The following is a 26,712-nucleotide window of genomic DNA, read 5'->3' as shown; positions in this document are numbered from 1 at the left end:
ATTTGGGATCGCATTAAATCAACAATTGTCGAATTGTTTCAGAGGCGTCTTCTTGTGATGATCATTGTGTTTTGTATCCTATTTACAGTTTTGGCTGGACGCTGTTTTCAGCTGCAGATTGTAGACGGTCAGTCCTATCTGGATGATTACCGGCTTCAGATCCAAAAAACAAGAACGATACAGGGAACAAGAGGAAATATCTATGACCGGAACGGTAAGCTTCTGGCTTACAACGAGCTGGCCTATTCCGTGACTATCGAAGACAACGGGGAATATGACACAATTGCGGAGAAAAATAAGGAGCTTAATAAAGAGATCAGCCAGATCATAGAGATTGTTGAGAGCAATGGAGACTCTGTTATCAGCGATTTCAGTATTGTTCTGGACGCCAATAATGAATATCAGTTTTCTATGACGAATGAAACACAGCGTCTTAGATTTGTGGCAGACGTATTCGGTGAGCAGAAGATCGATGGCCTTGACGAGGAACAGCAGAATATGTCAGCAGCAGATATTATAGATTACCTTTGTACAGACGAAACCTATGGATATGGCATTGATCAGGATGAGTTGGAGAAGTCAGAAGTCCTGAAGCTCGTAAATATCCGCTACGCTATCAGCCTGAACAGTTTCCAGAAATATATTCCCACAACAGTGGCGGAAGATGTAAGCGAGGAAACCGTTGCCGGGATCATGGAACATATGGATGAACTTCAGGGAGTAGACATTGCGGAAGAATCTCTCCGGAAATATACAGACAGTAAATATTTTGCCAATATTATCGGATATACAGGACAGATCTCACAGGAAGAATACAATGCCTTAAGTGATGAGGAAAAAGAGCAGTACGATCTGACAGATACCGTTGGAAAATCGGGACTGGAACAGGTACTGGACAGTACCCTTCAGGGAGAGAAAGGTGAAGTCAAGCTGTATGTAAACAGTGTGGGACGTGTGACAGAGACCGTCGGTGAAACGGAACCGAAAGCAGGAGACAATGTATATTTAACGATTGACGCGGATCTTCAGAAAGCAGCTTATGATATTTTAGAGCAGGAAATCGCGGGAATCCTTCTTGCGAAAATGCAGAATATTCTGGATTATGACCGCAGCGGAACAGAAGATGCGGCAGATGTCATCGTTGCCAGCGGAGATGCCTACAATGCTTTTATTTCTAATGATATTGTAGATATGAGCCATTTTTCCGCTGAGGATGCAGGAAGTGCTGAAAAATCCGTGTACAGCAAATTCTCTTCCTATAAAGAGCAGGTGATCGGACAGCTTACTTCCATTTTGCAGGATGGGAACAGTACCGTTTACAGCAATCTCTCTAAAGAATGGAAAGCCTATCTTACGTATCTTGTCAGCGATGTACTGACAGACAGCGCCGGCATCATTGATTCTGACGCCATCGATACGGATGATGAAACCTACAGCGAATGGATTTCCGGAGGAGATATTAATATTTATACTTATCTGAACTATGCAATATCCCAGAACTGGGTGGACTCATCCAAACTGCAGGATTATCTGGAATCCGGGGAAAAGTATTCAGACTCCTCGGAGATATATAATGCGATCGTAACTTATCTTACAGACCGTGTGCAGACAGATACCAGCTTTGATAAACTGATCTATCAGTATATGATCAAGGCCGGCACGGTGACAGGCAGTGAACTTTGCCGGATCCTCTATGAGCAGGGAGTGCTGGAGTGGGATGAAACACAGTACAATAATCTGGCATCCGGAGCTACCGGAGCTTATGATTTCCTGAGATCCAAGATCCAGTCTCTGGAGATTACGCCGGGACAGCTGGGATTGGAGCCGTGTTCAGGATCTGTGGTGATTACCGATCCGGATAACGGTGATGTGCTGGCATGTGTTTCCTATCCGGGATATGACAACAACCGCCTGGCCAATACGATGGACAGTGCATATTTCAATGAACTGAATACGAATTCCTCTCTGCCTCTTTACAACCGTGCCACTCAGGAGACGACAGCACCCGGTTCTACTTATAAGCCGCTGTCAGCTGTAGCCGGTCTGACGGAGGGAGCGGTTACACTTGATACGGCAGTTTACTGTGACGGTGTTTATGACAACATCAGCCCATCTGTTCGCTGCTGGATCTATCCCAGCAGTCACGGAACCATGGATGTCGTCAGCGGTATAACCAATTCCTGTAACGAATATTTTAATAACCTGGGTTATCAGCTGGGTATTCAGGAAGACGGAACCTATTCCAGTGACGTCGGTCTGGAGAAGCTGAAAAAATACGCTGAGATGTTCGGTCTGGGTGAAACGTCGGGTCTTGAAATACCGGAAACAGATCCGCAGATATCTACGGAAGACTCTGTACGTTCTGCTATGGGACAGGGCAACAACAACTTTACGACAAGCCAGCTTGCAAGATATATTACAGCAGTTGCAAATCAGGGAACTCTCTACGAACTTACGCTGCTCGACCGGGTAGAAAAGGTGGATGGCACAGTCGAGAAAGAATATGAAGCCAAAAGCCAGAAGATCGAAGGAATCTCTTCAACCACCTGGAATGCAGTAAATGCCGGTATGCAGGGCGTGGTACAGAACAGCAGTGTCTTTCCGGAAATTAATGCCAGCGGCATCAGCGTATCCGGGAAGACAGGTACCGCTCAGCAGAGTAATGAGCATGCAGACCATGGATTATTTGTAGCATTTGCTCCAAGTGAAAGTCCTGAGATCGCCATGGCTCTTCGTATCGCAAACGGATACAGCTCCACCTATGCTTCTGAAGTAGGCAGCGCAATCCTGCAATACTATTATCAGATTACAGATTCTTCTGAATTAATTACAGGACAGGCAGCCGAAATAGCAGCTACAACACATGGAGATTAAAGGTAAGGAGAGTTTTCGCTGTGAAAGATCATGTCATGATTAAAAGCAACCGATACGGCTTAACAGTTTATTTAGACAAAGAAATGCCTTTTGATGAGCTGTTAATGGAGATAGAAAACAAATTCAGGGCCTCCGTCCACTTCTTTGAAGGTACAGGGATGGCAGTCCGATTTGAGAACCGTATTCTTACCAAAGAGGAAGAGCAAAAAATCGTGGATACTATATCCGAAGCAGCAAAAATACAAATCCTGTGTATACTGGATTACGATGAAAAAACGGACAAGATGTACAAAAGCGCCGTAGATCAGACTCTGGCAGAAATGCCGGAGCCCGACGGACGGTTCTACAGGGGGACACTGAAGAAAAAGCAGGTGTTGGAATCAGAAACCAGCATTGTGATCATCGGAGATGTAGAGGAAGGTGCAACCGTTGTTTCCAAAGGAAATATTGTAATTATTGGAACTCTGTTCGGTTGTGCTCAAGCCGGAGCATCAGGACGAAAAGACGCTTTCATCGCCGCTCTTCATATGGAACCGGAAAAACTTCGCATCGGCGACAGGAAAGTAAAACCAGTGATAGGAGGAAATTATTCATGGGCGAGGTTATCGTAATTACATCAGGAAAAGGCGGGGTTGGTAAGACAACCACGACGGCAAATATCGGAGCAGGACTTTCACAGGCAGATAAAAAGGTTATTATCGTAGACACAGATCTGGGGCTTCGGAATCTGGATGTGGTCATGGGACTGGAAAATTTTATCGTGTATAATCTGGTAGATGTAATAGAAGGCAGCTGCCGTCTGAAGCAGGCGCTGATCCGGGATAAAAGATATGAGAATCTTTATCTGCTTCCGTCTGCGCAGACAAAAGATAAATCTGCCGTCTCTCCGGGACAGATGAAAAAACTTACAGCAGAGCTTAAGGAAGAATACGATTATGTTCTTCTGGACTGTCCCGCCGGAATAGAGCAGGGCTTTCAAAACGCCATTGCCGGGGCGGACCGGGCAATCGTTGTCACTACCCCGGAAGTCTCGTCTATCCGTGACGCGGACCGTATTATCGGGCTTCTTGAGGCAGAGAAGATCGGACGCTGTGAACTGATCATCAACCGGATCCGTATGGATATGGTAAAAAAAGGAGATATGATGTCTGTAGACGATGTGACGGAGATCCTCTCCATTCCTCTTTTGGGAGCCATACCGGACGACGAGCAGGTCGTGATCGGAACAAATCAGGGGGAACCGGTTATATCTATGGAGTCAAGAGCCGGACAGGCCTATCGGAATATATGCCGCCGGATCCTGGGAGAGGATATTCCTTTTATGGATCTGAACGGAAATGGGGGACTGCTCTCTAAGCTTTCCCAGATCTTCCATAAAAATTAAGGGGGCGCAAAAGCAGTATGGTGAGACGGTCTTCAGTGAGAATTGCAAAAGACAGGCTGAAGGTGCTGGTGGGAACGGACCGGATGCAGTGCAAACCGGATTTTTACGAAAAGATCAGCCGTGAGCTATACCAGACACTTTCCAAATATATTGAAATTACACCGGAGGAATTTGAAGTCTCTTATACAAGGACGCATGTACATATCAAATTTACAGGAGAAAAGCAGTGAAATTTCTTAAAATAACAAAACCTTATCATCTGAAAGATTATAAATTCACTCTGATCATACTTGTCATGGCCATCTCTTTTTTAGGCGTGCTGGTTATCGGAAGTGCAAATGAATCCTATCAGGGAAAACAGATCATCGGTCTGGTAGCCGCTGTCATTTTGATGGTCGTTGTATCTGTGATCGATTATGTATGGATTGCAAACTTTTACTGGATCTTGTATATCCTTTCCGTAGGGATGCTTGCCATTGTACTGATTCCCGGCGTAGGAGAGGTAGTCAACGGAGCGCGGCGCTGGATCAATCTGGGATTTACCAATTTTCAGCCTTCAGAGCTTGCAAAAATCTTTCTGATCATTTTCTTCGCAAAATTTATTATGGTTCATGAAGAGGATTTGAGCAGCAAAAGGACAATTTTAAAGGCAGTTATATTGATCGTTATACCTCTTGTATTGATTTTTGAGGAACCGAACCTCTCTACTACTATTTGTACAGCCGCTTTATTCTGTGTGCTGATGTATGTGGGCGGGCTGTCTTACCGCTTCATTGGGATTGTGCTGCTCGTCACAGTGCCGACGGCAATTATTTTGCTAAGTCTTATTGTGCAGCCGGATCAGAAGATCCTGGACGATTATCAGCAAAAGCGTATTCTTGCCTGGCTGAATCCGGAGGAATATGCCAGCGATGAAGCCTATCAGCAGAACAATTCCGTCATGGCAATCGGATCCGGTCAGCTGACAGGAAAAGGGCTGAACAATAATACAACAACTTCTGTAAAAAACGGAAACTTTATTCTGGAGCCCCAGACAGACTTTATTTTTGCAATTGTTGGAGAAGAATTAGGTTTTGTGGGTTGCTGTATTGTTATTGTTTTGTTATTATTAATCGTGATACAATGTATTGTAATAGGGATCCGAGCCCAGGATACAACGGGCAGAATCATCTGCTGCGGGGTCGGATCCCTGATCGGGATACAAACTTTTATTAATATTGCTGTTGCAACACAGATTTTCCCTAACACAGGAATTCCCCTTCCATTTGTAAGTTATGGACTTACTTCTCTGTGGAGTATGTATCTGGGAATTGGAATCGTTCTGAATGTGGGGCTGCAGCCGAAAAAATATCAGTAACCTGTTTTTTACTAATGTGAGGAGGAATCGTTGTATGAATATTGGTCTTATTGCCCACGATGGGAAAAAGACGCTGATGCAGAATTTTTGCATCGCGTATCGCGGGATTTTGAGCAAGCACAATCTGTTTGCAACAGGAACAACCGGAAGGTTAATAGAAGAAGTAACCAATTTGTCCATTCACAAATATCTGGCGGGCCATCTCGGAGGCGAACAGCAGATGAGCGCCCAGATTGCGCAGAATGATATTGATGCCCTGATTTTTTTAAGAGATCCTATGGCAAAACCCCATGAACCTGAAGTGAACGGAGTAATCAAGCTTTGCGACATGCATAATATTCCTATGGCGACAAATCTCGCCACAGCAGAATTAATTATACTTTCAATAGACAGAGGAGATTTAGATTGGCGTGAAATATACAGGTAAAAAGACATCGCTTATTCTTTGCGCAGCCGGAATTTCGCTGCTGATATCCGGGTGCGGCGCTGGAAGCGCTGTGACATCCTTTGAAAAAGAGAATTATAATAAAAGTATCTATGAGGCGGAATTGTTTGCTGAGGATCTCTGTGTGACAGATTCTGATGTATCCATCTCCGGTTTTGAGGGGGATTCTTCGCTCCATGCGGAAGGCCTGTTTGATCTGACTGATCACACGGTAGAGTATGGATATAATCTTTTTGAAAGATTATATCCGGCAAGTACCACAAAGATCTTAACAGCCCTTGTAGCAATCAAAAATTCCGATATGGACGATGTCGTCACTGTCAGCAGAAATGCAGCTGCGTCAAGCTTTGGCTGGGAAGATCAGGTATGCGGCCTCCAGGAAGGGGACCAGCTGACCATGAGAGATCTTTTGTACGGGCTGCTGCTTTGGTCCGGAAATGATAATGCAGTCGCCATTGCAGAACATGTCGGCGGAGATGTGGATACTTTTATGGAGATGGTAAATGACCAGGCCGCGGAGTTGATGGCTACCGGGACGCATTTTGTTACGCCCAACGGTCTCCATGATCCGGATCATTATACAACTGCATACGATCTGTATCTGATCTTTAATGAATGCATTAAGCATGAGGAATTTATGGATATTATCAGTGCTTCATCCTATACGGCAAATGTGACCGGTGCTGACGGGACAGCAAGACAGCTTACATGGGAACCGACCAATTACTATGCCAGAGGAGCGGCCGCTCTGCCGGAAGGCGCAACTGTGATCGGCGGCAAAACAGGATACACAGGGGATGCAGGAGACTGTCTTGTTCTTCTCTGTGAGAACGACAGTGGAGATCAATATATATCTATTGTTATGGGAGCAGCGGATAAGCCGACTTTATATGAAGATATGACAGCACTGATCGATCAGATCCCTTCGTTGGAATAAAGAAAACAAACTTTCAGCAGGAAAAGTTGCAAATAAAAAGAGGGGAACCCGTTTTTCCGGGCTGCCCCTCTTGATTTATGAACGGGAATCGGAGAAAGTTCCAATTCTTCCAAACAGACTGATCAGGTAAAGTCCGCACAATCCGACCAGTGTGTAAATGATCCGCGAGATCCATGTGAGATTGCCGAAAAGAAATGCCACCAGATCAAAACGGAAAATGCCGATCAACAGCCAGTTGATCGCCCCGATAATAACAAGGGTTAATGCAATATTGTCAAACCATTTCATATGATTTCCTCCTTTTTATCAGATGATGATATTATGTGCGGGAAATCCCAAAATATGCATGCCATAAAATTGATGGAAAGGACCTTTTTCTTTTATGATGAAAAAGACATTCTATTATCCTTATTCGGAATATTTGAAAAAAACGTATGGGGAAAAAGTTTATAAACTGCCGATCAATCTTCCCGTTACCTGTCCCAACAGATTAGGGAGACAAAAAGGCTGTACGTTCTGCGCGGAATCCGGCACCGGATTTGAGGCTTTGTCTTCCGAAGTCAGGATAACGGACCAGCTGATGAGCACAAGAAGTCTGATCGAAAAAAAGTATCATGCGCATAAGTTTATCGCTTATTTTCAAAACTATACCAATACCTTTATGAAAATCGAACGGTTTCGGGCATACATTGAAGAGGCAGCACGGGTGCCGGATATTGTGGAGATTGCAGTATCCACACGCCCGGACTGTATACGGGGAGAATACCTTGAGGCGCTGAAGGAAACAGCCACTGCCGGCGGACAGAGAGTTACGGTGGAGCTGGGTCTTCAGACGGCCAATTATCATACGCTTCAAAAAATCCAGCGGGGACATTCTCTGGCTGAATTTATCGATGCTGTTCTTGAAATCAAAAAATACGGTTTTGATATCTGCGCCCATGTAATTTTAAATCTTCCCGGTGATACCATGGAGGATGCAAAAGAAACAGCCAAGATCCTTTCTGCACTTGGAATTGACATTGTGAAGATCCATTCTCTTTATATCGCCAAAAACACCTTATTGTGCGAAGCTTATGAAAATGGTACAATAACCATATGTTCCAAAGAAGAATATCTGCAGCGCCTGCAGGTATTTCTGGAATTTTTAAATCCTGATATTGCAGTAGAGCGCCTGTTTTCGAGGATTCCGGAAGAAGAGGCCGTGTTCTGCAACTGGGAGACAAGCTGGTGGAAGCTTAAGGATGAATTTGAAGAAAAAATGCGGGCAGACGGCTCTTTTCAGGGAAAGAGATTCAGCTATCTGAAAGGAGCTGCACTTGAGAAATTGGAGGCAGTATATTGACTGGAAATGAGATAAACAACATTCAGGTTTACCGCAAAAAGTGGAATATAAATATAGGGGTCATTATTTTCGGAGTTATCTTTGTTTATTTGGTTGTTACTGTTTTGATGTACGCAACCGCTAAACATGTGTCATCTTATGAAGTGCGGGAGGGATCAATCTTAAAGGATACTTCCTATACCGGTCTTGTTCTCAGAGAGGAAACTGTTATTGGAGCAGAGGCAGATGGATATATCAATTACTTTGCACCGGAAGGCAGTAAAGTAGGCAGAAAGACCAATGTTTACAGTATTTCTTCTGAAAAATTGGATTTTTCCGGTCAGGAAAACACAGAGGAATCAGAGGATTCCGGTTTAACTTCCGAGGAAAGAGACTCTATTATCCAAAAAGCCCAAAGTTTTAGTGAAAATTTTCAGAACAATAAATATGAGGATACCTATACGTTTAAAGATTCCATTGAAAATATTCTGTCAAGCAGCACAGCCCAGAGCCGGCAGGCACAGCTTAGCGCCATGATAGAAAGCGGTCAGGAGGGGCTGACAACCTATGTCGCATCTGATGACGGGATTATTGTATATTCGGTAGACGGATATGAAGATCTTGCTATGGATCAGGTAACTGCCGACATGATATCGCGGGCAGATTATCAGAAAACAGAGCTTTTTAACAATACAAAGGTCAAAAGCGGCGATCCTGCCTACAAGCTTGTGACAAACGAAGAGTGGACGCTTGTGATCCAGCTGGATGAGGAAATGACAAAAGAGCTGGCAGACACAACCAGTGTAAAGGTCAGATTTACAAAAGATGATCAGACAACATGGGCAGGATTCCAGATTTATAATACGGAAGACGCCGACCTTGGTTTCCTCACATTTGATCATTCAATGGTAAGATATGTAGGAGAGCGTTTTCTGGATATTGAACTGATCCTGGAGGATGAAACAGGTCTTAAAATTCCCAAATCCTCTGTAACAGAAAAAGAATTCTACATAATTCCTGAAGATTACATCACTTTGGGCGGCAACAGCAGCCAGTCCGGCGTTCTGGTCCAGAGCGATGGAGAAGATGCTTCCTTCCACGCAGTGGATGTATATTATCGTGACAGTGAGACAGGTATGGTCTATCTGAATATGGATGAGTTAAAAAAGGGAGATGTTTTGATCAAACCGGATTCAGCAGATACATATACCATTTCCGAGAAGGCTTCTTTGCAGGGAGTTTACAATATTAATAAAGGATATGCAGAGTTTAAACCTGTGGAAATTCTCTGTGAGAGTGAGGAATATTATATTGTGAAATCCGGCAATGATTATGGATTGACAAATTACGATCATATTGCTTTAGATGGAAGTGAAATTCAGGAAAATGAGCTTGTAATGTAAAAAATCTGTCATGAAAAGGAGTGTTTATATATGTTACAGGATAATTTCAGGGAAGTAGAACAGAGGATTGAAGCAGCCTGCAGACGTTCCGGCCGTGATCCGAAGGAGGTTACACTGATTGCTGTCAGTAAAACAAAACCTGTGGAAATGCTGCAGGAAGCCTATGATTTTGGCACAAGGATCTTCGGCGAAAATAAAGTTCAGGAATTGACCGAAAAATACGATCAGCTTCCCAAAGATATTCATTGGCATCTGATCGGACATTTGCAGAGAAATAAGGTCAAATATATCATCGATAAAGTTGATCTGATCCATTCTGTAGATTCCGTCCGTCTGGCAGAAGCAATAGACAAAGAAGCGCAGAAACATGGGATTACCGCTAATATTCTGATTGAGGTAAATGTGGCGGGAGAGGAGAGCAAATTCGGTATCTCACCGGAAGAAACCGAAAGCTTTATAGAAAAAATTGCTGGATTTTCCCATATAAAAGTGTGTGGATTGATGACAATTGCTCCTTTTGTAGAAAATCCGGAAGAAAATCGGCCATATTTTCAGCGTTTACGTAAATTATCTGTTGACATCGCGGCAAAAAAAGTTAATAATGTTACTATGAGTATTCTCTCAATGGGCATGACCAATGATTTTGAAGTGGCGGTCGAAGAGGGCGCCACGATGGTTCGCGTTGGAACCGGGTTATTTGGTGTGCGTGATTATGCTCGTATTTAGGATAACGTAAGATAGGAGATTTTAAAATGGGAGTATTAGATAAGTTTCTTGACATTATGAAATTAAGCGACGAAGATGACGATTACGATAACGATGATTTTTTCGATGATGAATATGATGATGATTATGATGACAGACCTGCAAAAAAAGGCGGTCTTCTTTCACGATTTAAAGGGAAAGACTATGATGATAATTATGATGATGACTACGATGATTATGATGACAGAGCGCCTAGATCTTCATCCAGAAATTCCCAGAGTTCTTCCCACGCTGTAAGCAGTGCCGGAAATAATAAAGTGACGCCTATGCGTCAGCCGGCATCCCGAAGAAACGCGCCGAATATGGAAGTATGTGTCATTAAGCCGTCTTCTGTTGAAGATGCCCGTGAGATTACAGAAACTCTTCTTAGTGGACGCACTGTTATTCTGAATCTGGAAGGCCTGGATCTTGAAGTGGCACAGAGGATCATTGATTTTACATCCGGTGCAACTTTTGCTATCAGCGGCAATCTGCAGAAGATTTCCAATTACATATTCCTTGTTACACCTACAAATGTAGATATTTCCGGAGATCTTCAGGATCTTTTGAATACCTCTTTTGACGCATCTTCTATGCGTACCAGATTTTAGGTCTGTTTCATGAATAAGGAAGAATTATTGCTTCAGAAACGTCTTGTGGAGCTTTCTAACACGGCATATCAAAGAGATATTGTTACTTTTACAGACTTTCTGAACCTGAATGAACTGAATATTTTACATTCCACTCCGAAACATATGTTTCCGGCAGCATATGAAACATATGGCGGATACGAAGCAGCAGAGCGTCAGATGGTTGCCTTTCTACCTGATGCTCTTTATTATGAGTACCGGTATCCTGTAGAAATCCTGAAGATTTCTCCGGTTAATCTGAAATTTGCGGAGAATCTTTCTCACCGGGATTATCTGGGCGGAATCCTTCATCTCGGGATTGAACGGTGCTGCCTCGGAGATCTTCTTGTATCAGAAGAGTGCTGCCGTGTATTTGTCACAGATTCCATGGCGGACTATATCTGCCGAAATTTGACAAGGATCCGCCATACGACAGTGAAAGTATCTGTGGAAAATATGGAGAATTTCCACTATACGCCGAATCTTGAACTTCACAAAGGAACTGTTTCCACGGTACGTCTGGATTCCGTTCTCTCTGTTGCCTTTCCTTTGTCGCGCAGCAAGCTGACCGGACTTATAGAGGGCGGAAAAGTGTTTGTCAACGGAAAGCTGATCACCACAAATGCCTGCAGACTGAAAGAAAATGATATTATTTCTGTCCGGGGCATGGGACGTATAAAGTACCTGGGCATACTTTCAGAGACAAAAAAAGGGCGTTTGTATATCGAAATAGGAAAGTATATCTGATCCCAGAAGAGTAAGTAAAGAAGGATTGACAGAATTGATCATGGAAGAAAATCAGAAAAGACAAAATAAACATTATATTGCGGCATTCATCCTGGCGGCGGCAGGTGTTTTGCTTGATCAATGGAGCAAATATCTGGCTGTCACATATTTGAAGGATAAGAATCCTATCGATTTGATCCCCGGTATTTTTCAGCTTACCTATCTTGAAAATCGCGGGGCTGCTTTTGGTATTCTCCAGGGAAAACAATGGTTTTTCTATATCAGTACCTTTCTTGTGATGGGCGCGGTTATCTGGATTTATATGAAAATTCCTGCCTCAAAAAAGTTCCTGCCTCTTCGGATCTGCGCTATTTTGATCGTTTCCGGGGCAATCGGCAATTTGATCGATCGCATCCGGCTGCAGTATGTGATTGATTTCTTTTATTTTAAGCTGATCGATTTTCCGGTTTTCAATGTTGCGGATATTTTTGTGACAGTATCGACGATCCTTCTGTTAGTTCTGGTACTGTTTTATTATAAGGAGGAAGACTTTGAACAAATACTTTACAGCGGAAGAGACAAGCGGGATCCGGATCGATAAGTATCTGGCAGAAGAGATGCCGGAATTGTCCCGCTCTCACATACAGAAGCTGATAAAAGAAAAGATGGTCTGTGTCAACGGAAAGCCTGTAAAAAGCGGTTACAGGCTTTGTTTTGATGACAGCATAGAAGTTTCCATACCGGAGGTAAAAGAACCGGAAATCGAGGCAGAAAACATCCCTCTTGACGTTCTCTATGAGGATGAAGATATCATCATTGTAAATAAACCGAAAGGAATGGTGGTACATCCGGCTCCCGGGCATTACAGCGGCACTCTGGTCAATGCATTGATGTATCACTGCAAAGATCAGCTTTCCGGTATTAACGGCGTTATGCGTCCGGGAATCGTCCACAGAATTGATATGGATACAACCGGATCCCTTCTTGTCTGCAAAAATGATATGGCTCACCAGAATCTTGCTCTTCAGTTAAAAGAACATTCTATCCGACGTGTATATGAAGCGATCGTTACGGGAAATTTAAAAACAGACAGCGGTACAATAGATGCGCCTATTGGCAGAAGTCCTGTAGACCGGAAAAAAATGAGCACCAGGGCGAAAAACGGAAGGCGTGCGGTAACTCATTATAAAGTATTGGAGCGATTCGGGAATTACACCTATATACAGTGTGAGCTTGAGACAGGACGCACCCACCAGATCAGGGTGCATATGGCATCCATCGGCCATCCGCTTCTCGGCGACACTGTATATGGATCTTCAAAGGTTCCGATCCGCGGTCTTCAGGGACAGACACTTCACGCTAAAACTTTAGGGATCATTCATCCAAGGACAGGCGAATACCTGGAAGTAAATGCGCCCCTGCCAGAATATTTTCTGAATCTATTAGACAGACTAACAAAAAAATAGTTCGAAATTTTCATAAAATTCTATACTTTTTCTCAAAATTGTTATATAATACATATATCTAGTTGGTAACAACGAGGAAGAGGAGCGTGAATGGTATGGAAAAAACAAATACAATTATTACCATAGGAAGAGAGTTTGGCAGTGCCGGACGTGAAATCGGTTATAAGGTTGCAAAGGATTTCGGCATCAAATTATACGATAAGGAAATGCTTGGCAGAGCGGCAAAAGAAAGTGGTATCTGTGAAGAATTATTTGAAGCCCACGACGAAAAACCGACCAACAGCTTCTTATATTCTCTGGTTATGGATACATATTCCCTGGGATATTCCGGCGGGAATTATACAGATATGCCGATCAACCACAAAGTATTTCTGGCACAGTTTGACGCTATCAAAAAAATAGCGGACGAAGGCCCCTGTATTCTGGTCGGACGATGTGCGGACTATGCACTGGAGGAATATGACAATGTTCTGAGTGTATTTATTCACGCCAAGATGGAAGCCCGTATCCGCCGGATCGCAAGAATTTATGACCTGACAGACGCAAAAGCAAAGGATCTGATCCAGAAGACTGATAAAAAGCGTTCCAGCTATTATAATTATTATACGAACAAACGCTGGTCTGACGCGGAAAGCTATGATATCTGCCTTGACAGCTCTGTCCTCGGCATTGAAGGAACTGCGGAAGCCATCAAACAGCTTGTAGCAATTAAAGAAAACGGCGGAGACCGTAAATTGTAAAACATCATAATGTAAAAATTATAAATTCCAAATAGAAAAGAAGAACCGCCGGCATTCCGATGCTTTCAAAAAAGTGTGTGATCGGAGTGTCGGCGGTATTTTTATGTTTTAACCTTATCTGATATTTTATCTGAAATATCTTATCTGACATGGGGGATCCGTTCCGGCCATCCCTTAATGTCTCCATTCAAAATTGCTGTAAACATTCGCTGCTTTGCCCCAGGATGCTCTGCATTCAACTGATGCACCAGCTCTTTTGCGTATTGGCGCTTTGTGTAACCGTCAATAGGGCACCGGCTTTTTACAACAGGAAGATCATATTTATTTTTAAATCCAATGACATCTGCTTCATCCACAAACATAATGGGGCGGATAACGGTCAGATCCATGCGGTCCAGATAAGTTCTCGGCGAGAAGGAATAGAACCTTCCCTCAAAGATCAGAGAAAGAAGCATTGTTTCAATGATATCATCCTTGTGATGAGCATAGGCAACTTTATTGCAGCCCATTTCTTTTACTGCCTGATTCAGAGCGCCTTTTCTCATCTTTGCACAGAGAGAGCAGGGATTGCTTTCTTTTCGTTCCTCGAATAAAATGTGAGCAATATCCGTTTTAACAATTTTGTAGGGAACATCAAGTTCTCTGCAAAGCTCCACAACCGGGCTGAAATCGCATTTTTCATAACCCAGGTCTACTGTAATGGCGCTCAGATTAAATGTTTGTGGATAAAAACGTTTCAATCCATGCAGCGCATAGAGAAGAGTAAGACTGTCTTTTCCGCCGGAGATACCTACTGCAATATGGTCGCCTTTTTCAATCATCTGGTATTCATCTACGGCTTTTCTTGTATAGCTTAATAATTGCTGTAATTTCATCTGATATGTAAAATCCCTTCTATTTTTTTATTCTTGAATTATAACATAGTGATACTTTGCTATCGTACCTTATTCTTTTTTAGTTGTAAAGTATATTCAAAAAAGATTGATAAATAGAAAACAATTAATGATTTATCAAACGAAAAGTGATAATATATCAATAAAGGCAGAATATTAAGGTTCTCTTAGACGGACAGCAGACGCCGCCTGCCGGCGTCTGTTTTCATCGATTGCAGCATAATGCTTTTTCGTTGTATTTACATCTTTATGTCCCAAAACGTCCGCTACCAGATAAATATCTCCGGTTTCTTTATAAAGAGAAGTTCCATAGGTGCTGCGAAGCTTGTGGGGAGTGATTTTTTTATTAGGTGTTACCTGGCGGGCATATTTTTTCACCATATTTTCCACTGCCTGAACCCCCATACGCCGGCGCTGGGTGGAGAGGAAGAGGGCATTTTCATGTCCGGGAAGGGGATCCACAGCCTTTCGGCTTCCCCCAATATATTTCATAAGAGCGGATTCCACCTCATCCCCGAAATACACAACCATCTGATTGCCGCCTTTTCTGGTGACAGTAACCCCGTCATTTTTAAAATCTACATCCGTAATATCAAGTCCGACACACTCGGAAACACGGATTCCTGTACCCAAAAGAAGTGTGAGAATAGCAAGATCTCTTTCTTTTGTCTTTTCGTAATATCTTCTGGCCTGTCCGGACAAAGATTCTCCGCAGGATTCCACATGGTCCAGAAGAAGTGCCACTTCATCTGCATCCAGGCGGATAATGGCTTTTTCATGCTGTTTCGGCATATCTACAAGAAGTGTAGGATTATGAGAAATATACTGGTGTTTATGATAATAGGCATAGAAGCTTCTAAGCGCGGACATTTTCCGGGCAAGACCTTTTTCCCCGTTTGTCATCACCTCATCATCCTCACGCCTGTATACTTTCAGATATTCCATATATTCCTCAATATCTACAGGCTCCAGATCATCCAAATCAGCCACTGTAAACTGGGTGATAGAATATTTACTGTAGATCGGATTATTTTCCATTAAAAAGTGAAAAAAAACACGTATATCATAAGCGTAATTCATTCGGGTACGAATAGATGATGTCGGTTCGATGGCACGAAAGAAATCCTTTGCAAAAGGAGGTAGCGTTTTCAGAATTTCACGAAGTCTTATCGTATAATCGATTTCTGTCTGTTCATGATATGTTTTATTTTTTGCATTTGGCATTTCTTTAATTTCACCCCTTATTTTTATTTCTTTCATTTTATTGGGATTGCTGGATTCTATTTATTCAGTATACTAGAATCCGGATTTTTTGTCTATATCTTTTGGAAAAATCTGTATTTTACGTATAGATCTTTTTCGCTGGTCTATAATACATATATCATTAATTCTTATGACTGCAATATATCACCGGTGGGATTTTAAAATAAGACGAACTGCCATCCTGTTTTATAAGGATGTGTCCGCCTTATTTTAATAAAGTATTGGGAGTATAATTATATATATAAAGCTGTTCTCTGATTATATTATAGATGAATCATTATATAACCATTAAGGAGAAAAGCTTATATATCAAATTAAAAAGAATAAATAGCTTTAAATTATTTGTTCTATTTGTAATAGGCAACTGTCAAATGCTGCCCAGCGTAAATCGTTTCATCTGTAAGCTGATTCATACTTTTCAGCTGATCTACATATTCAGATACGCTCATGTTTGTTCCTTTTGCGTATGTTTCAGCAATATCCCACAGCGTATCTCCGGAATCGATTTCAATACTTCCATAATATGCCTCTGAAGAAGTCTCTGTCTGTACAGAAGCCGTTTCATCCTGTGCCCATACCAGTCTTGCTCCGATCATAACACTAAAACAAAGCGCAATGAAAGCGGCTATCGTTATTAAAATAAATTTTTCACGAAATACTTCTCTTCTACGTTTGCTTGCTGCATGTAATCTGTGTGCTCCCATCATTTTCCCCTCCATAACTGCAAGACCAGTGTCTCTCCTGTTCTCTTAATTTTATTTGTTTTAGATTTTCTATTTTTTCTTAATAAGAATATATGTTCCGAACACCTGTTCTTTATGATGAAATTATATTATACGAACAAATGTTTGTCAATAGATTTTATAAAAATAATCGAACATACTTTCTAAACATTTGTTTGCCTTTTGAAAGATGTTATGATAAAATACAGATATATTTAACATCACGACTATTTTAAGGGGGAAATATCATGGCACAGGGAAAGATCAGTCCCAAACAGAAAGAAATATTGGAATATATCAAGGATCAGATCCTTCAGAGAGGATTTCCGCCTGCAGTGCGTGACATCTGTGAAGCTGTGCATCTGAAATCTACATCTTCCGTTCACTCTCACCTGGAAACACTGGAAAAGAACGGATATATCAGAAGGGATCCCACAAAGCCCCGTGCGATTGAAATTTTAGATGATACCTTTAATCTTACAAGACGGGAAGTGACAAATGTACCGCTGATCGGACATGTTGCAGCCGGTGAACCTATTCTTGCCCAGGAAAATATTGAGAACTACTTTCCTATCCCGGTGGAAATGCTTCCCAATAACAATACATTTATGCTGACAGTAAAGGGAGAAAGCATGATCAACGCCGGTATTCTGGATGGGGATTACGTTCTTGTAGAGGAACAGCACACTGCTCACAACGGCGATATGGTAGTTGCGCTGATCGAGGATGGCGCGACAGTCAAGACTTTCTATAAAGAAGAAGGCGTGATCCGCCTGCAGCCGGAGAATGATTTCATGGATCCCATCATTGTAAGAGATGTGCAGATCCTGGGGAAAGTGATCGGAGTTTTCCGGTTCTTTGGATAAAGTTACACCATCCTCTTATCCTGATTATTTTTCAAGTTGTATTTTAAAAGACCGCCAGATTTAGAGCACAGCTTCATCTGACGGCCTTTTAAAATAGACCAATTTCTCACACTCTTTATTTACCTGTTGTCCAGACATGGGACTCTCCCGAATCAGGGAATATTTTATAATCTTATTATAATATGAAAAGATCAAACCCCTCTTTCAGCCGCTGTAGACCTTCCATCATTGTTTCCCTCCGGCATGCAATATTCATTCGAAGAAATCCTTCGCCGGATTTTCCGTATTCTGTTCCGGCACACAAATAAAGTCCTGTTTCCCGTCTGATATACTCTGCCAGTTCTTCTGCGTTTTCAGTTATATTACGGCAGTCTATCCATAATAGATAGGTGGCTTTGGCAGGAACCAGATTTACTTCCGGAATCTGCTTTTGCAGATACTGTGCTGCCTGTATGCCGATTCTGGAAAAGATAGCTCCGCAGCGCATCCAACCAGGCGTCTCCCTGTGTCCATGCAGTGATCGCAGCGGTCATGGCAAACACATTTGGTTCCGCTACTTCATCTGTATTCATCCCTCTCCATACTTTATACCGAATCGTCTCATTTGGAATAATGACAGCCGCAGTCTGAAGTCCTGCAAGATTAAAAGACTTTGTCGGCGCAATACAGGTAATGCTGTTTTCCCTGCATGTATCCGAAACCGATGCAAAGGGAATATAGCTGCTTCCAGGCTCTGTCAAGTCACAACTGAAGCTGGCACTCCACCACATATCTCCCATTATTCACAACCGAATTAAAAAAGATATTATAGACCGGTGTAAGCAGGACAATTTTTTCTGCTGCTGTGGTCATTTTTCTGACAATACTGGAAATAGCCGGGACGACTCCTGTACAGAAGATTATCCATTCTTTGTCCATTTGAAAATGATATCTTTCATGCCACCAGTTCTCTATTGTCTGATACCACTTATCCGGGACAATGGTATAGCCAAAGGCACCGTGCTTTGCCCGCTTCCTTATTGCCTCTTTTCTGCGCTTTTCATCCTGCTGTCTGAGTTTTACGGATTCTTTCTTCATGAACAGACTTAGAGATTGCAATGATCCCGCTCTGACGAAGCTATCTTAAGATAACCTGTGCAGGTGTTTTTCCATACGCCGATCCTATAGCTGACAGCTTTTCATTCTGAAAAATCCTTCTCTTCCTTCTGCAAACGGCGCCCATGCCATCGCTTTGATATCGTACTGCTCCATTACTTTCCGAAGCTCTTTCTGTTGACAGAACGGATGGATTTCACCCTTCCCCTACGATACAGCTCTTCCATTGCTCTCCAGCTGCCATGGTAATCTCCATAGGGCATATGGATCAGATAAAGATCAAGATAATCTGTCTGAAGATTAGTCAGTGTCTTTTCAAATGAGGCCATCGTCTTTTCATACCCTGCATCCTGAATCCAGACTTTTGATACCAGAAACACATCTTCCCTTCTGATCCCGCTTTCTTTCACAGCTTCACCCACTGCCCTCTCATTTCCGTAGCATGCGGCGGTATCTATCATCCGGTAGCCCGTTTTCAGAGCTTCTTTTACGGCCTTTTTACATTCATCGTGATCTGTAATCTGAAAAACTCCGAATCCAAGAAGCGGCATTTCCAACTGATTATTTAACTGTATTGTATCCATAGTACATTCCTCCTATCATGCCTGAATCCATTTATTTATACAACAATGCTCCCCTACTCTGCCAGAGACAAGGTAACTGTCACATCTCCCTCGCCCAGAATATCCTGCAGTTCCTCTGCACTGATATCATTGATCTTTCCAAGTCGTGTAAAATTCCATGTATTAGGCGCATAATAGATGACAAAGGAATCGCCCTGGTACAGGATCAGATCTCCGGCCTCGGTTGTGATCTGTTCGTCATTGGCAGGAAGTTCCTGTCCAAGACTTCCCACCTTTTCCATATCAGCATAATCCTGCATAGCGATCTCTAAAGACCCGTCCGCAAGCAGATCCCGAAGCGCCTCTGCTGAAGAATTGTCGGCAAGTTCAGCTGTCAGCACAGTGTCGCCGATCTGCAGGTTCAGAGCATTTCCCTGGACGGTATCTTCGCCCTGTGCACTGCTGTATCCCAGTTCCTGAACCCACTGACGGATCACTTCCTCAGAGGACGCCGCATCTTCTTCGTAACAGTCAAAGATATTATCGGAAATTTCCGCATCCGGCACTGCTTCTGTTATGATGTCCACGCTGTCAGCCAGTCCTCCTGTGCCGTGGGAACAGAAGAGATATACGTCTTTACCGGACAGGTCATTTTCTTCAAGGAATGTAAGCAGCGCCATGGGAACGCCGTACCACCAGTTAGGATATTAAAATATAGCCCGTCCCCGTCAGCCCTTGAAAACACTGGGCTTAACGGAAAGCACAAATGTGTTTTGTGTACCTGTTTTCCGGTTTTGGTGCGACCATATGGCGGGATTCCTTTCCTTCAGCGTGTGATCAGTATCTGTACAAATAGGTGACTGGACTTCTTGATCTACCTGTATTATAAGCCTTGCTCGTAAAATGCAGAAGTCTCAATAAGTTTCGCAGTGTATACTCATAGGTTACAACTGCAAAAGCCAGCGGTTGTTTTGCCGCTGGCTCTATGTATTATTTTTTAAGTTTACAGCCTACGAAAATCGCTCCGGCTTTTCTTACTGAGTGCTTTCTGCAGCCTTTCATTTTCAGCTCTCAGTTCTTGATTTTCTTGCCGCAGTCGGAAGATCTCGTCCTGAAGCAGATCGATCCGGCCTTCCATTGCCTTATCCAGGATGCCTCTGCGTGGATCAATGGTTCCGGCCTGCTGTTCCATGACACGGTCAATTTCTGCTCTTACGATTGGGTTCTTATAAAAAAATCCTCTGGAAGCGCCGGTCATCTTCACAAGCTGGGGAACAGATACTCTTTCTCCTTGATCCAGCAATTTTCGGATTGCTCGTTTTGCTGCAGCTATTTTTTCTTCGCTGCGTTCCCGATTGACTTCAACCATTTTGTCGTATTTGCTCATAGTCTTCACCCCATCCATCTAAGTTTTTTAATAGGATTCTTGTTTGTTCTGCTCTTGCTCGTCTGGTTTCATCGGCCAGGAGCTGGTTGCTCATTTTTCGGTAATGCTTTACTGCGCTAACATTCTTATGCCCAAGCAGCTTGGCGATCGTCCAGTCATCCAGATGCAGTTCCGTTAACTTGACTCCATAAGATCTCCGAAACATATGTGTGTTGAATTTGAAGAGCTTGCCATCATCATCCCGCAAGTCTTCTTTCAGAATCAGTTGGAGAACTTTATGTTTTACTGTGGTGTATTGTAGTGGCCGCCTGGTATCTTTCTCATCTACGAAAATGTACTCTGTTGCCCCATACCTTTCTTTAGTATAATTAATCGCTTTCTGAATCAGTGCGGCCAGGTCAGCGCTGATCGGTTTCTCATAGGTACGGGTTTTGACCTGCTGAATTCGTATAATATCCAGCCCATTCCTTTTTATCAGACAATCTCTGCGAAGGGTAAGTGTATCCGATATTCTGGTTCCAAGCATCTGGTGAATAACCATGCACCGAGTAATCTGGACATCCAATTTTGTTATCTGTGCATTCAACCTTTTCAGCTCTGCGTCAGAATAAGCCTTGAACTCTGGCTGCACCTCCGGAGGGATGTCCGTATTTATGAAGAGCATCTGGACTTTGGCCTAAATGGAATTTGGGCTGCGGTTCTGCTCAGTCATGTGGTGGCAAGTGTCGCTGCTGGCATCTCTGGAACTATTTCTTTCAAAAAGCGGATAAACACAACCTAAGTCAATTTCATTAGGCAAGTGTAACTGTTCGGCAACAGTAATTGAGAAATAAGGATTTACACAAAATCAGAGGGGCCATATTGTATTACTGTAAACATGCTATTGCTTTATTTAGGCAAAAATCATATGAGATCGGCTTATTTGAGGCCAAGAATATTTTCAAAAGTACTTACGCATAGGGGTGATATTATCGGACGAGTAATCATTCTGGAATTGCAGGAACAAGATTCTAAAGCATTCGAGGCGATCCTCGACATCCTGCAAAGCCATTCAGAGATAGAAAAATATGAGCTGACCAGGGAGCCGATGCTATCCCTCCCTGGTCTTGAGATCTATCCAAGCAAACGAAAAGTTTTTCGTGATCGCCAAGAAATTCAGCTCACCGCAAAGGAATACGAGATACTTCTATTGCTTGCGGCCAACAAGGGACATGTGCTTACATACAGCCAAATCTACGAGAAGGTATGGGGAGATATTCCCTCTGGCTGTGAGAGCAACACTATCGGCTTTCACATCTGCAACCTTCGGGAAAAGCTGTACCAGGCAGCTCCCAATGCTCCATTTACCATCCGATCCGTTCGGGAAGTCGGATACTGTTTTGAAGTACAAGCAGAAAAATAAGAGTCAGCAGTCTGATCCAATTCAGGCTGCTGTTCTTCTTTTCTATTCTTCATAATTTATATTCGACTTGTATCTTTCGATAATATGTTGAGCCACCGGGCAGAGATGCAGCGAACGCAGAGCAACAACTACTGCAGGAACAAAATCACTCGATTGGATATAGATGTTCTCGCACGCTTATGTACTGTACTGAATTGTGAGATTGGTGATCTGCTGGAATTTGTGCCACCAGAAGAAAAGAAGGAATGAAACTCGCGGGAAAGAGTTTAATTACTCTAAGCTGCGAGTTTTGTTTATGTAGAAATTCTCCTGAACTTATTAGTCCATACTGACCACAATAAAGAACGAGTGGCATTATCCTTTTGGAAAAGTCTATAGAAAAATAACGGATTGAAAAACACGGTTCAGGAGACGTTTTTTTTAATAAACCCGAAAAATCATAATGATTTGTAAGTTGCTACAGCTCTTTTACATTACATATGAAAATCAAAAACCATTTGGAGTATTTTCAATCTATTTAGAGTGGCGTAGCCTGTTTAGATTATAGTAGAATCTGATTGTGCGAAATTCTGCTTCGCCATTTTTAATCACAATAGGTTAGTTTTTGCTAACTTCTCTGGAGGTATGTGTAAATGGAAACAAAAAGCAAAAAGCTACAAGCAAAAGACCTTATCAATGTGGGCATTTTCACCGCCATCTATTTTGTCATTTTCTTTGCGGGCATGATGTTGGGGTATATCCCTATCTTTATCCCGCTTCTTGGATTGGTGTGCCCCATCCTGTGCGGTATTCCCTTTATGCTGTACTTAACAAAGGTCAAAAAGTTTGGCATGGTATCCCTGACCGGCATTGTTCTGGGCTTGCTGAATTTAATCATGGGCAGCGGTGTGTTGGTTCTGATTTTTGTCATCATCTTTGGTGTCCTGGGCGATGTAATTTTGCGGGCTGGAAAATATCAAAGCTGGAAGTGCACACTCCTTGGCAACGGAGTGTTTTCCCTTTGGATCATGGGCTATGTGAGCCGGATGTTTTTGACCCGTGATACCTTCTTCGCCTCACTTGTGAGCAGCTATGGGCAGGAATATGTAGACACACTCATGTCCTATACTCCTGGCTGGATGTACCCGGTTCTGTTTATTGTCACTTTTATCGGCGGCATTTTGGGGGCGCTTCTTGGTAAAGCTGTGTTGAAGAAGCATTTTGAAAAGGCAGGGATTGCCTGATGGATGCGGCGGTTACAACGCTAAAATTTGAAAGCAAAGCTGTTATTCCCACCGATCCGAGGACAAAACTGTTTTTGACTGTTACAGTCAGCACCATTATGATTACTGGCGGCACGGGCGGATTTATGAACCTGGTTCGCCCGTGCCTCATGGCGTGCCCGATTGTGTTCCTGCTTCTTTCAAGAAAATGGGTGGCCGCAGCCAGATTTGCAGTTACATACGCTATTTTGTTTGCGTTGGAATTAACGGTATTGCCGCTGCTCACTGGTACATGGAATTTTATCCTGGGAGCTGTGGTCGGGATTTATACACACATGCTTCCCGGATTTATCATGGGATACTATCTGGTGAGCACTACAACTGTCAGTGAATTTGTCGCAGCTATGGAACGGATGCATGTTCCCGAGAAAATAGTAATCCCTGTGTCCGTGGTGTTTCGCTTCTTCCCGACGGTAAAAGAGGAATATGCGGCTATACGGGACGCCATGAAGATGCGCGGCATCACTACTCTCCGCAGTCCCATGAAGATGCTGGAATACCGGGTGGTTCCTCTGATGATGTCGATTGCCAAAATCGGAGAAGAACTGTCTGCGGCGGCTCTCACGCGAGGGCTTGGAGCGCCGCAGAAACGGACAAATATTTGCAAAATTGGCTTTGGGCCTTTGGACATTTTCTTCTTCCTGCTGGCGATACCCTGTTGGGTCGGTTTCTTTATTTGTTAGGAGGAAGGAGTCTATGATTGAACTTCGCAATATCAATTTTCGATATGCCGGGGGAACGGATGCCGGTGGGCTTGTAAACATTGACTTAATCATCCCGGACGGGCAAGTTATCCTTTTGTGTGGGCAATCTGGCTGCGGAAAAACAACCCTGACTCGGTTGGTGAATGGGCTGATCCCGAATTATTATGAGGGCGAGTTAAGCGGCGAAGTCCTGCTGGATGGCAAGAACATCAGCAGACTTCCACTCTATGAAACAGCGAAATATGTGGGGAGCGTTTTTCAAAATCCCCGCACGCAGTTTTTTACGGTGGACTCCACCAGCGAACTGGCTTTTGGATGCGAAAATCAGGGCTTGCCTGAAGAAGAAATCATTCAGCGGGTGAAATCAACTGCGGAACAGTTTGATATGGACAATCTGCTGGGGAAAAATATCTTTTCTCTTTCCGGCGGAGAAAAGCAGAAAATTGCTTGTGCCTCTGTGTCGGCCAGTAATCCGCCCATCATCGTTCTGGACGAACCATCTTCTAATCTGGATATGTCAGCCACAAAAGATCTGCGCCGGATGATCCAGATTTGGAAACAGCAAGGGAAAACAGTTATTATTGCGGAACATCGGCTCTATTATCTGAAAGAGTTGATAGACCGTGTTGTGTATCTAAAAGATGGGAGAATTGAAAAAGATTACTTGGCTCTGGATGCACTTAAACTGTCCGTGACGCAACAGGCAGAAATGGGGCTGCGGCCTTTTGACCTGGGCGCGTTCCCTGTGACAGCACATCCTGTTGCAAGCAGTGGTTCTATCGAATGTGAGAATTTTCGTTTTGCTTATACAAAGCAGAGGGATGCGCTGGATATTGACAGTCTTTCGCTGCCACAGGCGGGCGTGATTGCAGTAATCGGCCATAACGGAGCGGGAAAATCCACTCTGGCCCGCTGCCTCTGTGGTCTGGAGAAACACTGCAAGGGCATTGTGAAAGTGGACGGGAAGCCGTATAATAGAAAACAAAGGCTATCTCTGTGCTATATGGTCATGCAGGATGTCAACCATCAGCTGTTTACGGAAAGCACAGAGGAAGAAATGTTCATCAGTATGGCGGAGCCAGCTCCCGACAAGGCGGACGCGGTTCTTGACAGATTGGATTTGTTGCAGTTTAAGGAGAGACACCCGATGGCGCTCTCCGGCGGGCAGAAGCAGCGGGTGGCGATTGCCACCGCTCTTGTTTCTGAACGTAAGATTTTGGTGCTGGATGAACCTACCAGCGGTCTGGATTTACAGCACATGAAAGAAGTGGCTGATGAACTTGTGACGATACAGAAAATGGGAAAGACATCTCTTGTCATCACCCATGATTATGAGCTGATCGTCAGTTGCTGTACTCATGTTCTGCATTTGGAGCATGGTATGGTACAGGAACAATATGCACTGGATGCCGCAGGGCTCCAGCGCCTCCAAAATTTTTTTATAGAATCGAGGTGATTTCAGTTTGAACAGAAGCGACCTGTTTTTCTCGCAGCAAAATATGAATTTGCTCTGCCGGGATGAATCTTGCTCGGTCTACCAAATGAAAAATGAAACAGGAGACGGAACTGCAACCTATTATGAAGTATATCCCGGAATAGGTGTCATGTATAATGATTTTCACATGGAGCACTGCCCGTCAAGGAAGTTTGAACAAAATACGCACACTTTTGCAATTCACCATTGCAGAGAAGGCCGCGTCGAGTGGGAAGTCAGCAATGGCGCTTATCTTTATCTTGCGTCCGGCGATATTATGCTGGACAGTTCTGCCACGGAAAACAACCATTGCAGCTTTCCCGTAAGCCATTACCACGGGATCACAATTACGATCTCTGTTCCTGAAGCGGTAGAGGGATTGGGGGATCTCCTGTCCCTGTTTTCCATTGACCTGGAGCAAATCGAGCAGCAATTCACCTTAAAGACTCGGCCTTTCATTATGCACGGAAATTCCGTTCCCGACCATGTGATTTCGGAACTGTACCAGGTGCCGGAAAATATCCGTCTGGAATATCTCAGGGTAAAGGTGTTAGAACTGTTGGTCACGCTCAGGACGGTAGACCCTACGGTCTTAGGTGTGGAACGTCCCTATTTTTATAAAACGCAGGTAGAGAAAGTCAAGGCTATCATGTCGTTTATGACAAATGAGCCGGAGCACCATTTCACAATGGAGGAGCTTTCTGAAAAGTTCGATATTTCCACTTCTGCTCTGAAGCAGTGCTTTAAGGGCGTGTATGGCTCCGCCATTTATACCTATATGCGAAATTATCGTATGGACCTGGCAGCTTCTCTTTTGACACAGACAGATGAACCGATTACGATGATTGCCGGAAAAGTCGGTTATACGAATACCAGCAAATTTTCCGAAGCATTCAAGAAGGTAAAAGGAAAAACGCCGCTGGAATATCGAAAAGTTAAAATCTAAATGGAGTAAAACCCGCCCGGGCAGAGTGGCGGACAACATGAATATCTGCAATACTTAGAGAGTATCAAGTCGATTGATGCTCTCTATTATTTTGCTAAAGGAGGAATGG

At 43.3% G+C, this 26,712-nt stretch carries 32 protein-coding genes and 1 pseudogene; 22 read left to right on the top strand and 11 right to left on the bottom strand.

The window, feature by feature from the left end:
• Genes EUBC25_RS14410 through EUBC25_RS14380 form a run of 7 tightly spaced genes read left to right on the top strand, consistent with a single transcriptional unit; the run spans position 1 to position 6,997 of the window.
• Positions 1-2,874, top strand: a complete 2,874-nt coding sequence (locus EUBC25_RS14410) for a penicillin-binding transpeptidase domain-containing protein (protein ID WP_230107618.1) — start codon at positions 1-3, stop codon at positions 2,872-2,874.
• 20 nt (positions 2,875-2,894) lie between these two features.
• Positions 2,895-3,485 carry a septum site-determining protein MinC gene (locus EUBC25_RS14405; protein ID WP_230106159.1) on the top strand — a complete coding sequence of 197 codons (591 nt, stop codon included), beginning with the start codon at positions 2,895-2,897 and terminating at the stop codon, positions 3,483-3,485.
• Positions 3,467-4,258 (top strand): septum site-determining protein MinD, encoded by a 792-nt coding sequence (gene minD, locus EUBC25_RS14400; RefSeq protein ID WP_230106158.1) that lies wholly within the window; start codon positions 3,467-3,469, stop codon positions 4,256-4,258. Before EUBC25_RS14405 ends, minD begins: the two co-directional genes overlap by 19 nt.
• Before the next feature lie 17 nt (positions 4,259-4,275).
• On the top strand, positions 4,276-4,488 hold the full coding sequence (locus tag EUBC25_RS14395) for a cell division topological specificity factor MinE (RefSeq protein WP_230106157.1): 213 nt from the start codon (positions 4,276-4,278) through the stop codon (positions 4,486-4,488).
• Positions 4,485-5,615: an FtsW/RodA/SpoVE family cell cycle protein gene (locus tag EUBC25_RS14390; protein ID WP_230106156.1), complete on the top strand. Its 1,131-nt coding sequence runs from the start codon at positions 4,485-4,487 to the stop codon at positions 5,613-5,615. The genes EUBC25_RS14395 and EUBC25_RS14390 overlap by 4 nt, the downstream gene beginning before the upstream one ends.
• A 34-nt stretch (positions 5,616-5,649) precedes the next feature.
• Complete coding sequence (gene mgsA, locus EUBC25_RS14385; protein WP_230106155.1) at positions 5,650-6,042, top strand: methylglyoxal synthase; 393 nt, start codon at positions 5,650-5,652, stop codon at positions 6,040-6,042.
• Positions 6,026-6,997 carry a D-alanyl-D-alanine carboxypeptidase family protein gene (locus EUBC25_RS14380; protein ID WP_230106154.1) on the top strand — a complete coding sequence of 324 codons (972 nt, stop codon included), beginning with the start codon at positions 6,026-6,028 and terminating at the stop codon, positions 6,995-6,997. Before mgsA ends, EUBC25_RS14380 begins: the two co-directional genes overlap by 17 nt.
• Before the next feature lie 75 nt (positions 6,998-7,072).
• Here the strand turns inward: EUBC25_RS14380 and EUBC25_RS14375 are convergent, their stop codons facing one another.
• Entirely contained in the window at positions 7,073-7,285 is a 213-nt protein-coding gene (locus tag EUBC25_RS14375; protein WP_230106153.1) for a DUF378 domain-containing protein, read from the bottom strand.
• Positions 7,286-7,379: 94 nt separating this feature from the next.
• On the opposite strand from EUBC25_RS14375, the gene mnmL reads away from it, so the two are divergent.
• From mnmL to EUBC25_RS14335, 8 genes are all read left to right on the top strand, one after another.
• Positions 7,380-8,339, top strand: a complete 960-nt coding sequence (mnmL, locus tag EUBC25_RS14370) for a tRNA modification radical SAM protein MnmL/YtqA (RefSeq protein ID WP_230106152.1) — start codon at positions 7,380-7,382, stop codon at positions 8,337-8,339.
• Positions 8,336-9,721: a biotin/lipoyl attachment domain-containing protein gene (locus tag EUBC25_RS14365; protein WP_230106151.1), complete on the top strand. Its 1,386-nt coding sequence runs from the start codon at positions 8,336-8,338 to the stop codon at positions 9,719-9,721. The genes mnmL and EUBC25_RS14365 overlap by 4 nt, the downstream gene beginning before the upstream one ends.
• Positions 9,722-9,751: 30 nt before the next feature.
• Complete coding sequence (locus tag EUBC25_RS14360) at positions 9,752-10,447, top strand: YggS family pyridoxal phosphate-dependent enzyme (RefSeq protein ID WP_230106150.1); 696 nt, start codon at positions 9,752-9,754, stop codon at positions 10,445-10,447.
• A 26-nt stretch (positions 10,448-10,473) separates the two neighbouring features.
• Positions 10,474-11,076: a cell division protein SepF gene (locus EUBC25_RS14355; RefSeq protein WP_230106149.1), complete on the top strand. Its 603-nt coding sequence runs from the start codon at positions 10,474-10,476 to the stop codon at positions 11,074-11,076.
• A gap of 9 nt (positions 11,077-11,085) precedes the next feature.
• Complete coding sequence (locus EUBC25_RS14350; RefSeq protein WP_230106148.1) at positions 11,086-11,841, top strand: YlmH family RNA-binding protein; 756 nt, start codon at positions 11,086-11,088, stop codon at positions 11,839-11,841.
• A 40-nt stretch (positions 11,842-11,881) separates the two neighbouring features.
• Positions 11,882-12,421: a signal peptidase II gene (lspA, locus tag EUBC25_RS14345; protein ID WP_230107617.1), complete on the top strand. Its 540-nt coding sequence runs from the start codon at positions 11,882-11,884 to the stop codon at positions 12,419-12,421.
• Entirely contained in the window at positions 12,372-13,286 is a 915-nt protein-coding gene (locus EUBC25_RS14340) for an RluA family pseudouridine synthase (protein WP_230106147.1), read from the top strand. The genes lspA and EUBC25_RS14340 overlap by 50 nt, the downstream gene beginning before the upstream one ends.
• 95 nt (positions 13,287-13,381) lie before the next feature.
• Positions 13,382-14,026: a cytidylate kinase-like family protein gene (locus EUBC25_RS14335; RefSeq protein WP_230106146.1), complete on the top strand. Its 645-nt coding sequence runs from the start codon at positions 13,382-13,384 to the stop codon at positions 14,024-14,026.
• A gap of 140 nt (positions 14,027-14,166) precedes the next feature.
• Here EUBC25_RS14335 and EUBC25_RS14330 read toward each other — a convergent pair whose 3' ends face one another.
• The 3 genes from EUBC25_RS14330 to yneA all read right to left on the bottom strand — a co-directional run bounded on the left by EUBC25_RS14330 (position 14,167) and on the right by yneA (position 16,889).
• Positions 14,167-14,901 (bottom strand): tRNA 2-thiocytidine biosynthesis TtcA family protein, encoded by a 735-nt coding sequence (locus tag EUBC25_RS14330; protein ID WP_230106145.1) that lies wholly within the window; start codon positions 14,899-14,901, stop codon positions 14,167-14,169.
• 174 nt (positions 14,902-15,075) lie between these two features.
• On the bottom strand, positions 15,076-16,143 hold the full coding sequence (locus EUBC25_RS14325) for a tyrosine-type recombinase/integrase (protein ID WP_230106144.1): 1,068 nt from the start codon (positions 16,141-16,143) through the stop codon (positions 15,076-15,078).
• 386 nt (positions 16,144-16,529) lie between these two features.
• A complete protein-coding gene (yneA, locus tag EUBC25_RS14320) occupies positions 16,530-16,889 on the bottom strand; it encodes a cell division suppressor protein YneA (protein ID WP_230106143.1) in 360 nt (119 codons plus the stop codon).
• A gap of 263 nt (positions 16,890-17,152) precedes the next feature.
• Here yneA and lexA point away from each other — a divergent pair, with 263 nt between their 5' ends.
• Positions 17,153-17,770, top strand: coding sequence for a transcriptional repressor LexA (gene lexA / locus EUBC25_RS14315; RefSeq protein ID WP_230106142.1), 618 nt, complete (start codon positions 17,153-17,155; stop codon positions 17,768-17,770).
• Between the two features lie 175 nt (positions 17,771-17,945).
• Here lexA and EUBC25_RS15055 read toward each other — a convergent pair whose 3' ends face one another.
• The 7 genes and pseudogenes from EUBC25_RS15055 to EUBC25_RS14280 form a co-directional block, all read right to left on the bottom strand.
• A complete protein-coding gene (locus EUBC25_RS15055; protein ID WP_230107616.1) occupies positions 17,946-18,179 on the bottom strand; it encodes an aminotransferase class I/II-fold pyridoxal phosphate-dependent enzyme in 234 nt (77 codons plus the stop codon).
• Complete coding sequence (locus EUBC25_RS14305; RefSeq protein ID WP_230107623.1) at positions 18,133-18,549, bottom strand: beta C-S lyase family protein; 417 nt, start codon at positions 18,547-18,549, stop codon at positions 18,133-18,135. The genes EUBC25_RS15055 and EUBC25_RS14305 overlap by 47 nt, the downstream gene beginning before the upstream one ends.
• Positions 18,512-18,847: a beta C-S lyase family protein gene (locus EUBC25_RS14300; RefSeq protein ID WP_230106141.1), complete on the bottom strand. Its 336-nt coding sequence runs from the start codon at positions 18,845-18,847 to the stop codon at positions 18,512-18,514. Before EUBC25_RS14300 ends, EUBC25_RS14305 begins: the two co-directional genes overlap by 38 nt.
• 173 nt (positions 18,848-19,020) lie before the next feature.
• A complete protein-coding gene (locus tag EUBC25_RS14295; protein WP_230106140.1) occupies positions 19,021-19,449 on the bottom strand; it encodes an aldo/keto reductase in 429 nt (142 codons plus the stop codon).
• Between the two features lie 53 nt (positions 19,450-19,502).
• On the bottom strand, positions 19,503-20,108 hold the full coding sequence (locus EUBC25_RS14290) for a cyclophilin-like fold protein (RefSeq protein WP_230106139.1): 606 nt from the start codon (positions 20,106-20,108) through the stop codon (positions 19,503-19,505).
• A 323-nt stretch (positions 20,109-20,431) separates the two neighbouring features.
• On the bottom strand, positions 20,432-20,815 hold the full coding sequence (locus EUBC25_RS14285; protein WP_205152227.1) for a DUF6262 family protein: 384 nt from the start codon (positions 20,813-20,815) through the stop codon (positions 20,432-20,434).
• A pseudogene (locus EUBC25_RS14280) lies at positions 20,790-21,485 on the bottom strand (tyrosine-type recombinase/integrase); the annotation flags it as partial. The pseudogene EUBC25_RS14280 and the gene EUBC25_RS14285, both read right to left, overlap by 26 nt.
• A gap of 237 nt (positions 21,486-21,722) precedes the next feature.
• On the opposite strand from EUBC25_RS14280, the gene EUBC25_RS14275 reads away from it, so the two are divergent.
• The 6 genes from EUBC25_RS14275 (at position 21,723) to EUBC25_RS14250 (ending at position 26,603) form a co-directional block, all read left to right on the top strand.
• The gene (locus tag EUBC25_RS14275; protein ID WP_087283243.1) at positions 21,723-22,217 is read left to right on the top strand and encodes a winged helix-turn-helix domain-containing protein; all 495 of its coding nucleotides are present in this window, start codon (positions 21,723-21,725) and stop codon (positions 22,215-22,217) included.
• Positions 22,218-22,301: 84 nt separating this feature from the next.
• Positions 22,302-22,466 carry a helix-turn-helix domain-containing protein gene (locus EUBC25_RS15050; RefSeq protein ID WP_087283233.1) on the top strand — a complete coding sequence of 55 codons (165 nt, stop codon included), beginning with the start codon at positions 22,302-22,304 and terminating at the stop codon, positions 22,464-22,466.
• Positions 22,467-22,849: 383 nt separating this feature from the next.
• Positions 22,850-23,440: an MptD family putative ECF transporter S component gene (locus tag EUBC25_RS14265; protein WP_230106138.1), complete on the top strand. Its 591-nt coding sequence runs from the start codon at positions 22,850-22,852 to the stop codon at positions 23,438-23,440.
• Entirely contained in the window at positions 23,440-24,162 is a 723-nt protein-coding gene (locus EUBC25_RS14260) for an energy-coupling factor transporter transmembrane component T (RefSeq protein ID WP_230106137.1), read from the top strand. The genes EUBC25_RS14265 and EUBC25_RS14260 overlap by 1 nt, the downstream gene beginning before the upstream one ends.
• A 13-nt stretch (positions 24,163-24,175) precedes the next feature.
• Complete coding sequence (locus tag EUBC25_RS14255; RefSeq protein WP_230106136.1) at positions 24,176-25,639, top strand: ABC transporter ATP-binding protein; 1,464 nt, start codon at positions 24,176-24,178, stop codon at positions 25,637-25,639.
• Positions 25,640-25,646: 7 nt separating this feature from the next.
• Positions 25,647-26,603: an AraC family transcriptional regulator gene (locus tag EUBC25_RS14250; protein WP_230106135.1), complete on the top strand. Its 957-nt coding sequence runs from the start codon at positions 25,647-25,649 to the stop codon at positions 26,601-26,603.
• The last annotated feature ends 109 nt before the right edge of the window (positions 26,604-26,712 follow it).

Source organism: Claveliimonas bilis (assembly GCF_020892095.1).
In the GTDB taxonomy this organism is placed as follows: domain Bacteria; phylum Bacillota; class Clostridia; order Lachnospirales; family Lachnospiraceae; genus Claveliimonas; species Claveliimonas bilis.
Note: the sequence above shows the minus strand (reverse complement) of the source record. Positions and strands in the feature narration are given on the sequence as shown.

What these genes read in the sequence shown, in the direction of transcription:
- EUBC25_RS14335 (WP_230106146.1), top strand. Translation starts at nt 13,382, where the DNA reads ATGGAAAAAACAAATACAATTATTACCATAGGAAGAGAGTTTGGCAGT.
- EUBC25_RS14255 (WP_230106136.1), top strand. Translation starts at nt 24,176, where the DNA reads ATGATTGAACTTCGCAATATCAATTTTCGATATGCCGGGGGAACGGAT.
- EUBC25_RS15050 (WP_087283233.1), top strand. Translation starts at nt 22,302, where the DNA reads ATGTTGAGCCACCGGGCAGAGATGCAGCGAACGCAGAGCAACAACTAC.
- mgsA (WP_230106155.1), top strand. Translation starts at nt 5,650, where the DNA reads ATGAATATTGGTCTTATTGCCCACGATGGGAAAAAGACGCTGATGCAG.
- lexA (WP_230106142.1), top strand. Translation starts at nt 17,153, where the DNA reads ATGGCACAGGGAAAGATCAGTCCCAAACAGAAAGAAATATTGGAATAT.
- EUBC25_RS14295 (WP_230106140.1), bottom strand. Translation starts at nt 19,449, where the DNA reads ATGGATACAATACAGTTAAATAATCAGTTGGAAATGCCGCTTCTTGGA.
- yneA (WP_230106143.1), bottom strand. Translation starts at nt 16,889, where the DNA reads ATGATGGGAGCACACAGATTACATGCAGCAAGCAAACGTAGAAGAGAA.
- EUBC25_RS14265 (WP_230106138.1), top strand. Translation starts at nt 22,850, where the DNA reads ATGGAAACAAAAAGCAAAAAGCTACAAGCAAAAGACCTTATCAATGTG.
- EUBC25_RS14325 (WP_230106144.1), bottom strand. Translation starts at nt 16,143, where the DNA reads ATGCCAAATGCAAAAAATAAAACATATCATGAACAGACAGAAATCGAT.
- EUBC25_RS14275 (WP_087283243.1), top strand. Translation starts at nt 21,723, where the DNA reads ATGAGATCGGCTTATTTGAGGCCAAGAATATTTTCAAAAGTACTTACG.
- minD (WP_230106158.1), top strand. Translation starts at nt 3,467, where the DNA reads ATGGGCGAGGTTATCGTAATTACATCAGGAAAAGGCGGGGTTGGTAAG.
- EUBC25_RS14360 (WP_230106150.1), top strand. Translation starts at nt 9,752, where the DNA reads ATGTTACAGGATAATTTCAGGGAAGTAGAACAGAGGATTGAAGCAGCC.
- EUBC25_RS14395 (WP_230106157.1), top strand. Translation starts at nt 4,276, where the DNA reads ATGGTGAGACGGTCTTCAGTGAGAATTGCAAAAGACAGGCTGAAGGTG.
- lspA (WP_230107617.1), top strand. Translation starts at nt 11,882, where the DNA reads ATGGAAGAAAATCAGAAAAGACAAAATAAACATTATATTGCGGCATTC.
- EUBC25_RS14375 (WP_230106153.1), bottom strand. Translation starts at nt 7,285, where the DNA reads ATGAAATGGTTTGACAATATTGCATTAACCCTTGTTATTATCGGGGCG.
- mnmL (WP_230106152.1), top strand. Translation starts at nt 7,380, where the DNA reads ATGATGAAAAAGACATTCTATTATCCTTATTCGGAATATTTGAAAAAA.
- EUBC25_RS14350 (WP_230106148.1), top strand. Translation starts at nt 11,086, where the DNA reads ATGAATAAGGAAGAATTATTGCTTCAGAAACGTCTTGTGGAGCTTTCT.
- EUBC25_RS14305 (WP_230107623.1), bottom strand. Translation starts at nt 18,549, where the DNA reads ATGGGAGATATGTGGTGGAGTGCCAGCTTCAGTTGTGACTTGACAGAG.
- EUBC25_RS14355 (WP_230106149.1), top strand. Translation starts at nt 10,474, where the DNA reads ATGGGAGTATTAGATAAGTTTCTTGACATTATGAAATTAAGCGACGAA.
- EUBC25_RS14260 (WP_230106137.1), top strand. Translation starts at nt 23,440, where the DNA reads ATGGATGCGGCGGTTACAACGCTAAAATTTGAAAGCAAAGCTGTTATT.
- EUBC25_RS14290 (WP_230106139.1), bottom strand. Translation starts at nt 20,108, where the DNA reads ATGGCGCTGCTTACATTCCTTGAAGAAAATGACCTGTCCGGTAAAGAC.
- EUBC25_RS14330 (WP_230106145.1), bottom strand. Translation starts at nt 14,901, where the DNA reads ATGAAATTACAGCAATTATTAAGCTATACAAGAAAAGCCGTAGATGAA.
- EUBC25_RS14300 (WP_230106141.1), bottom strand. Translation starts at nt 18,847, where the DNA reads ATGAAGAAAGAATCCGTAAAACTCAGACAGCAGGATGAAAAGCGCAGA.
- EUBC25_RS14285 (WP_205152227.1), bottom strand. Translation starts at nt 20,815, where the DNA reads ATGAGCAAATACGACAAAATGGTTGAAGTCAATCGGGAACGCAGCGAA.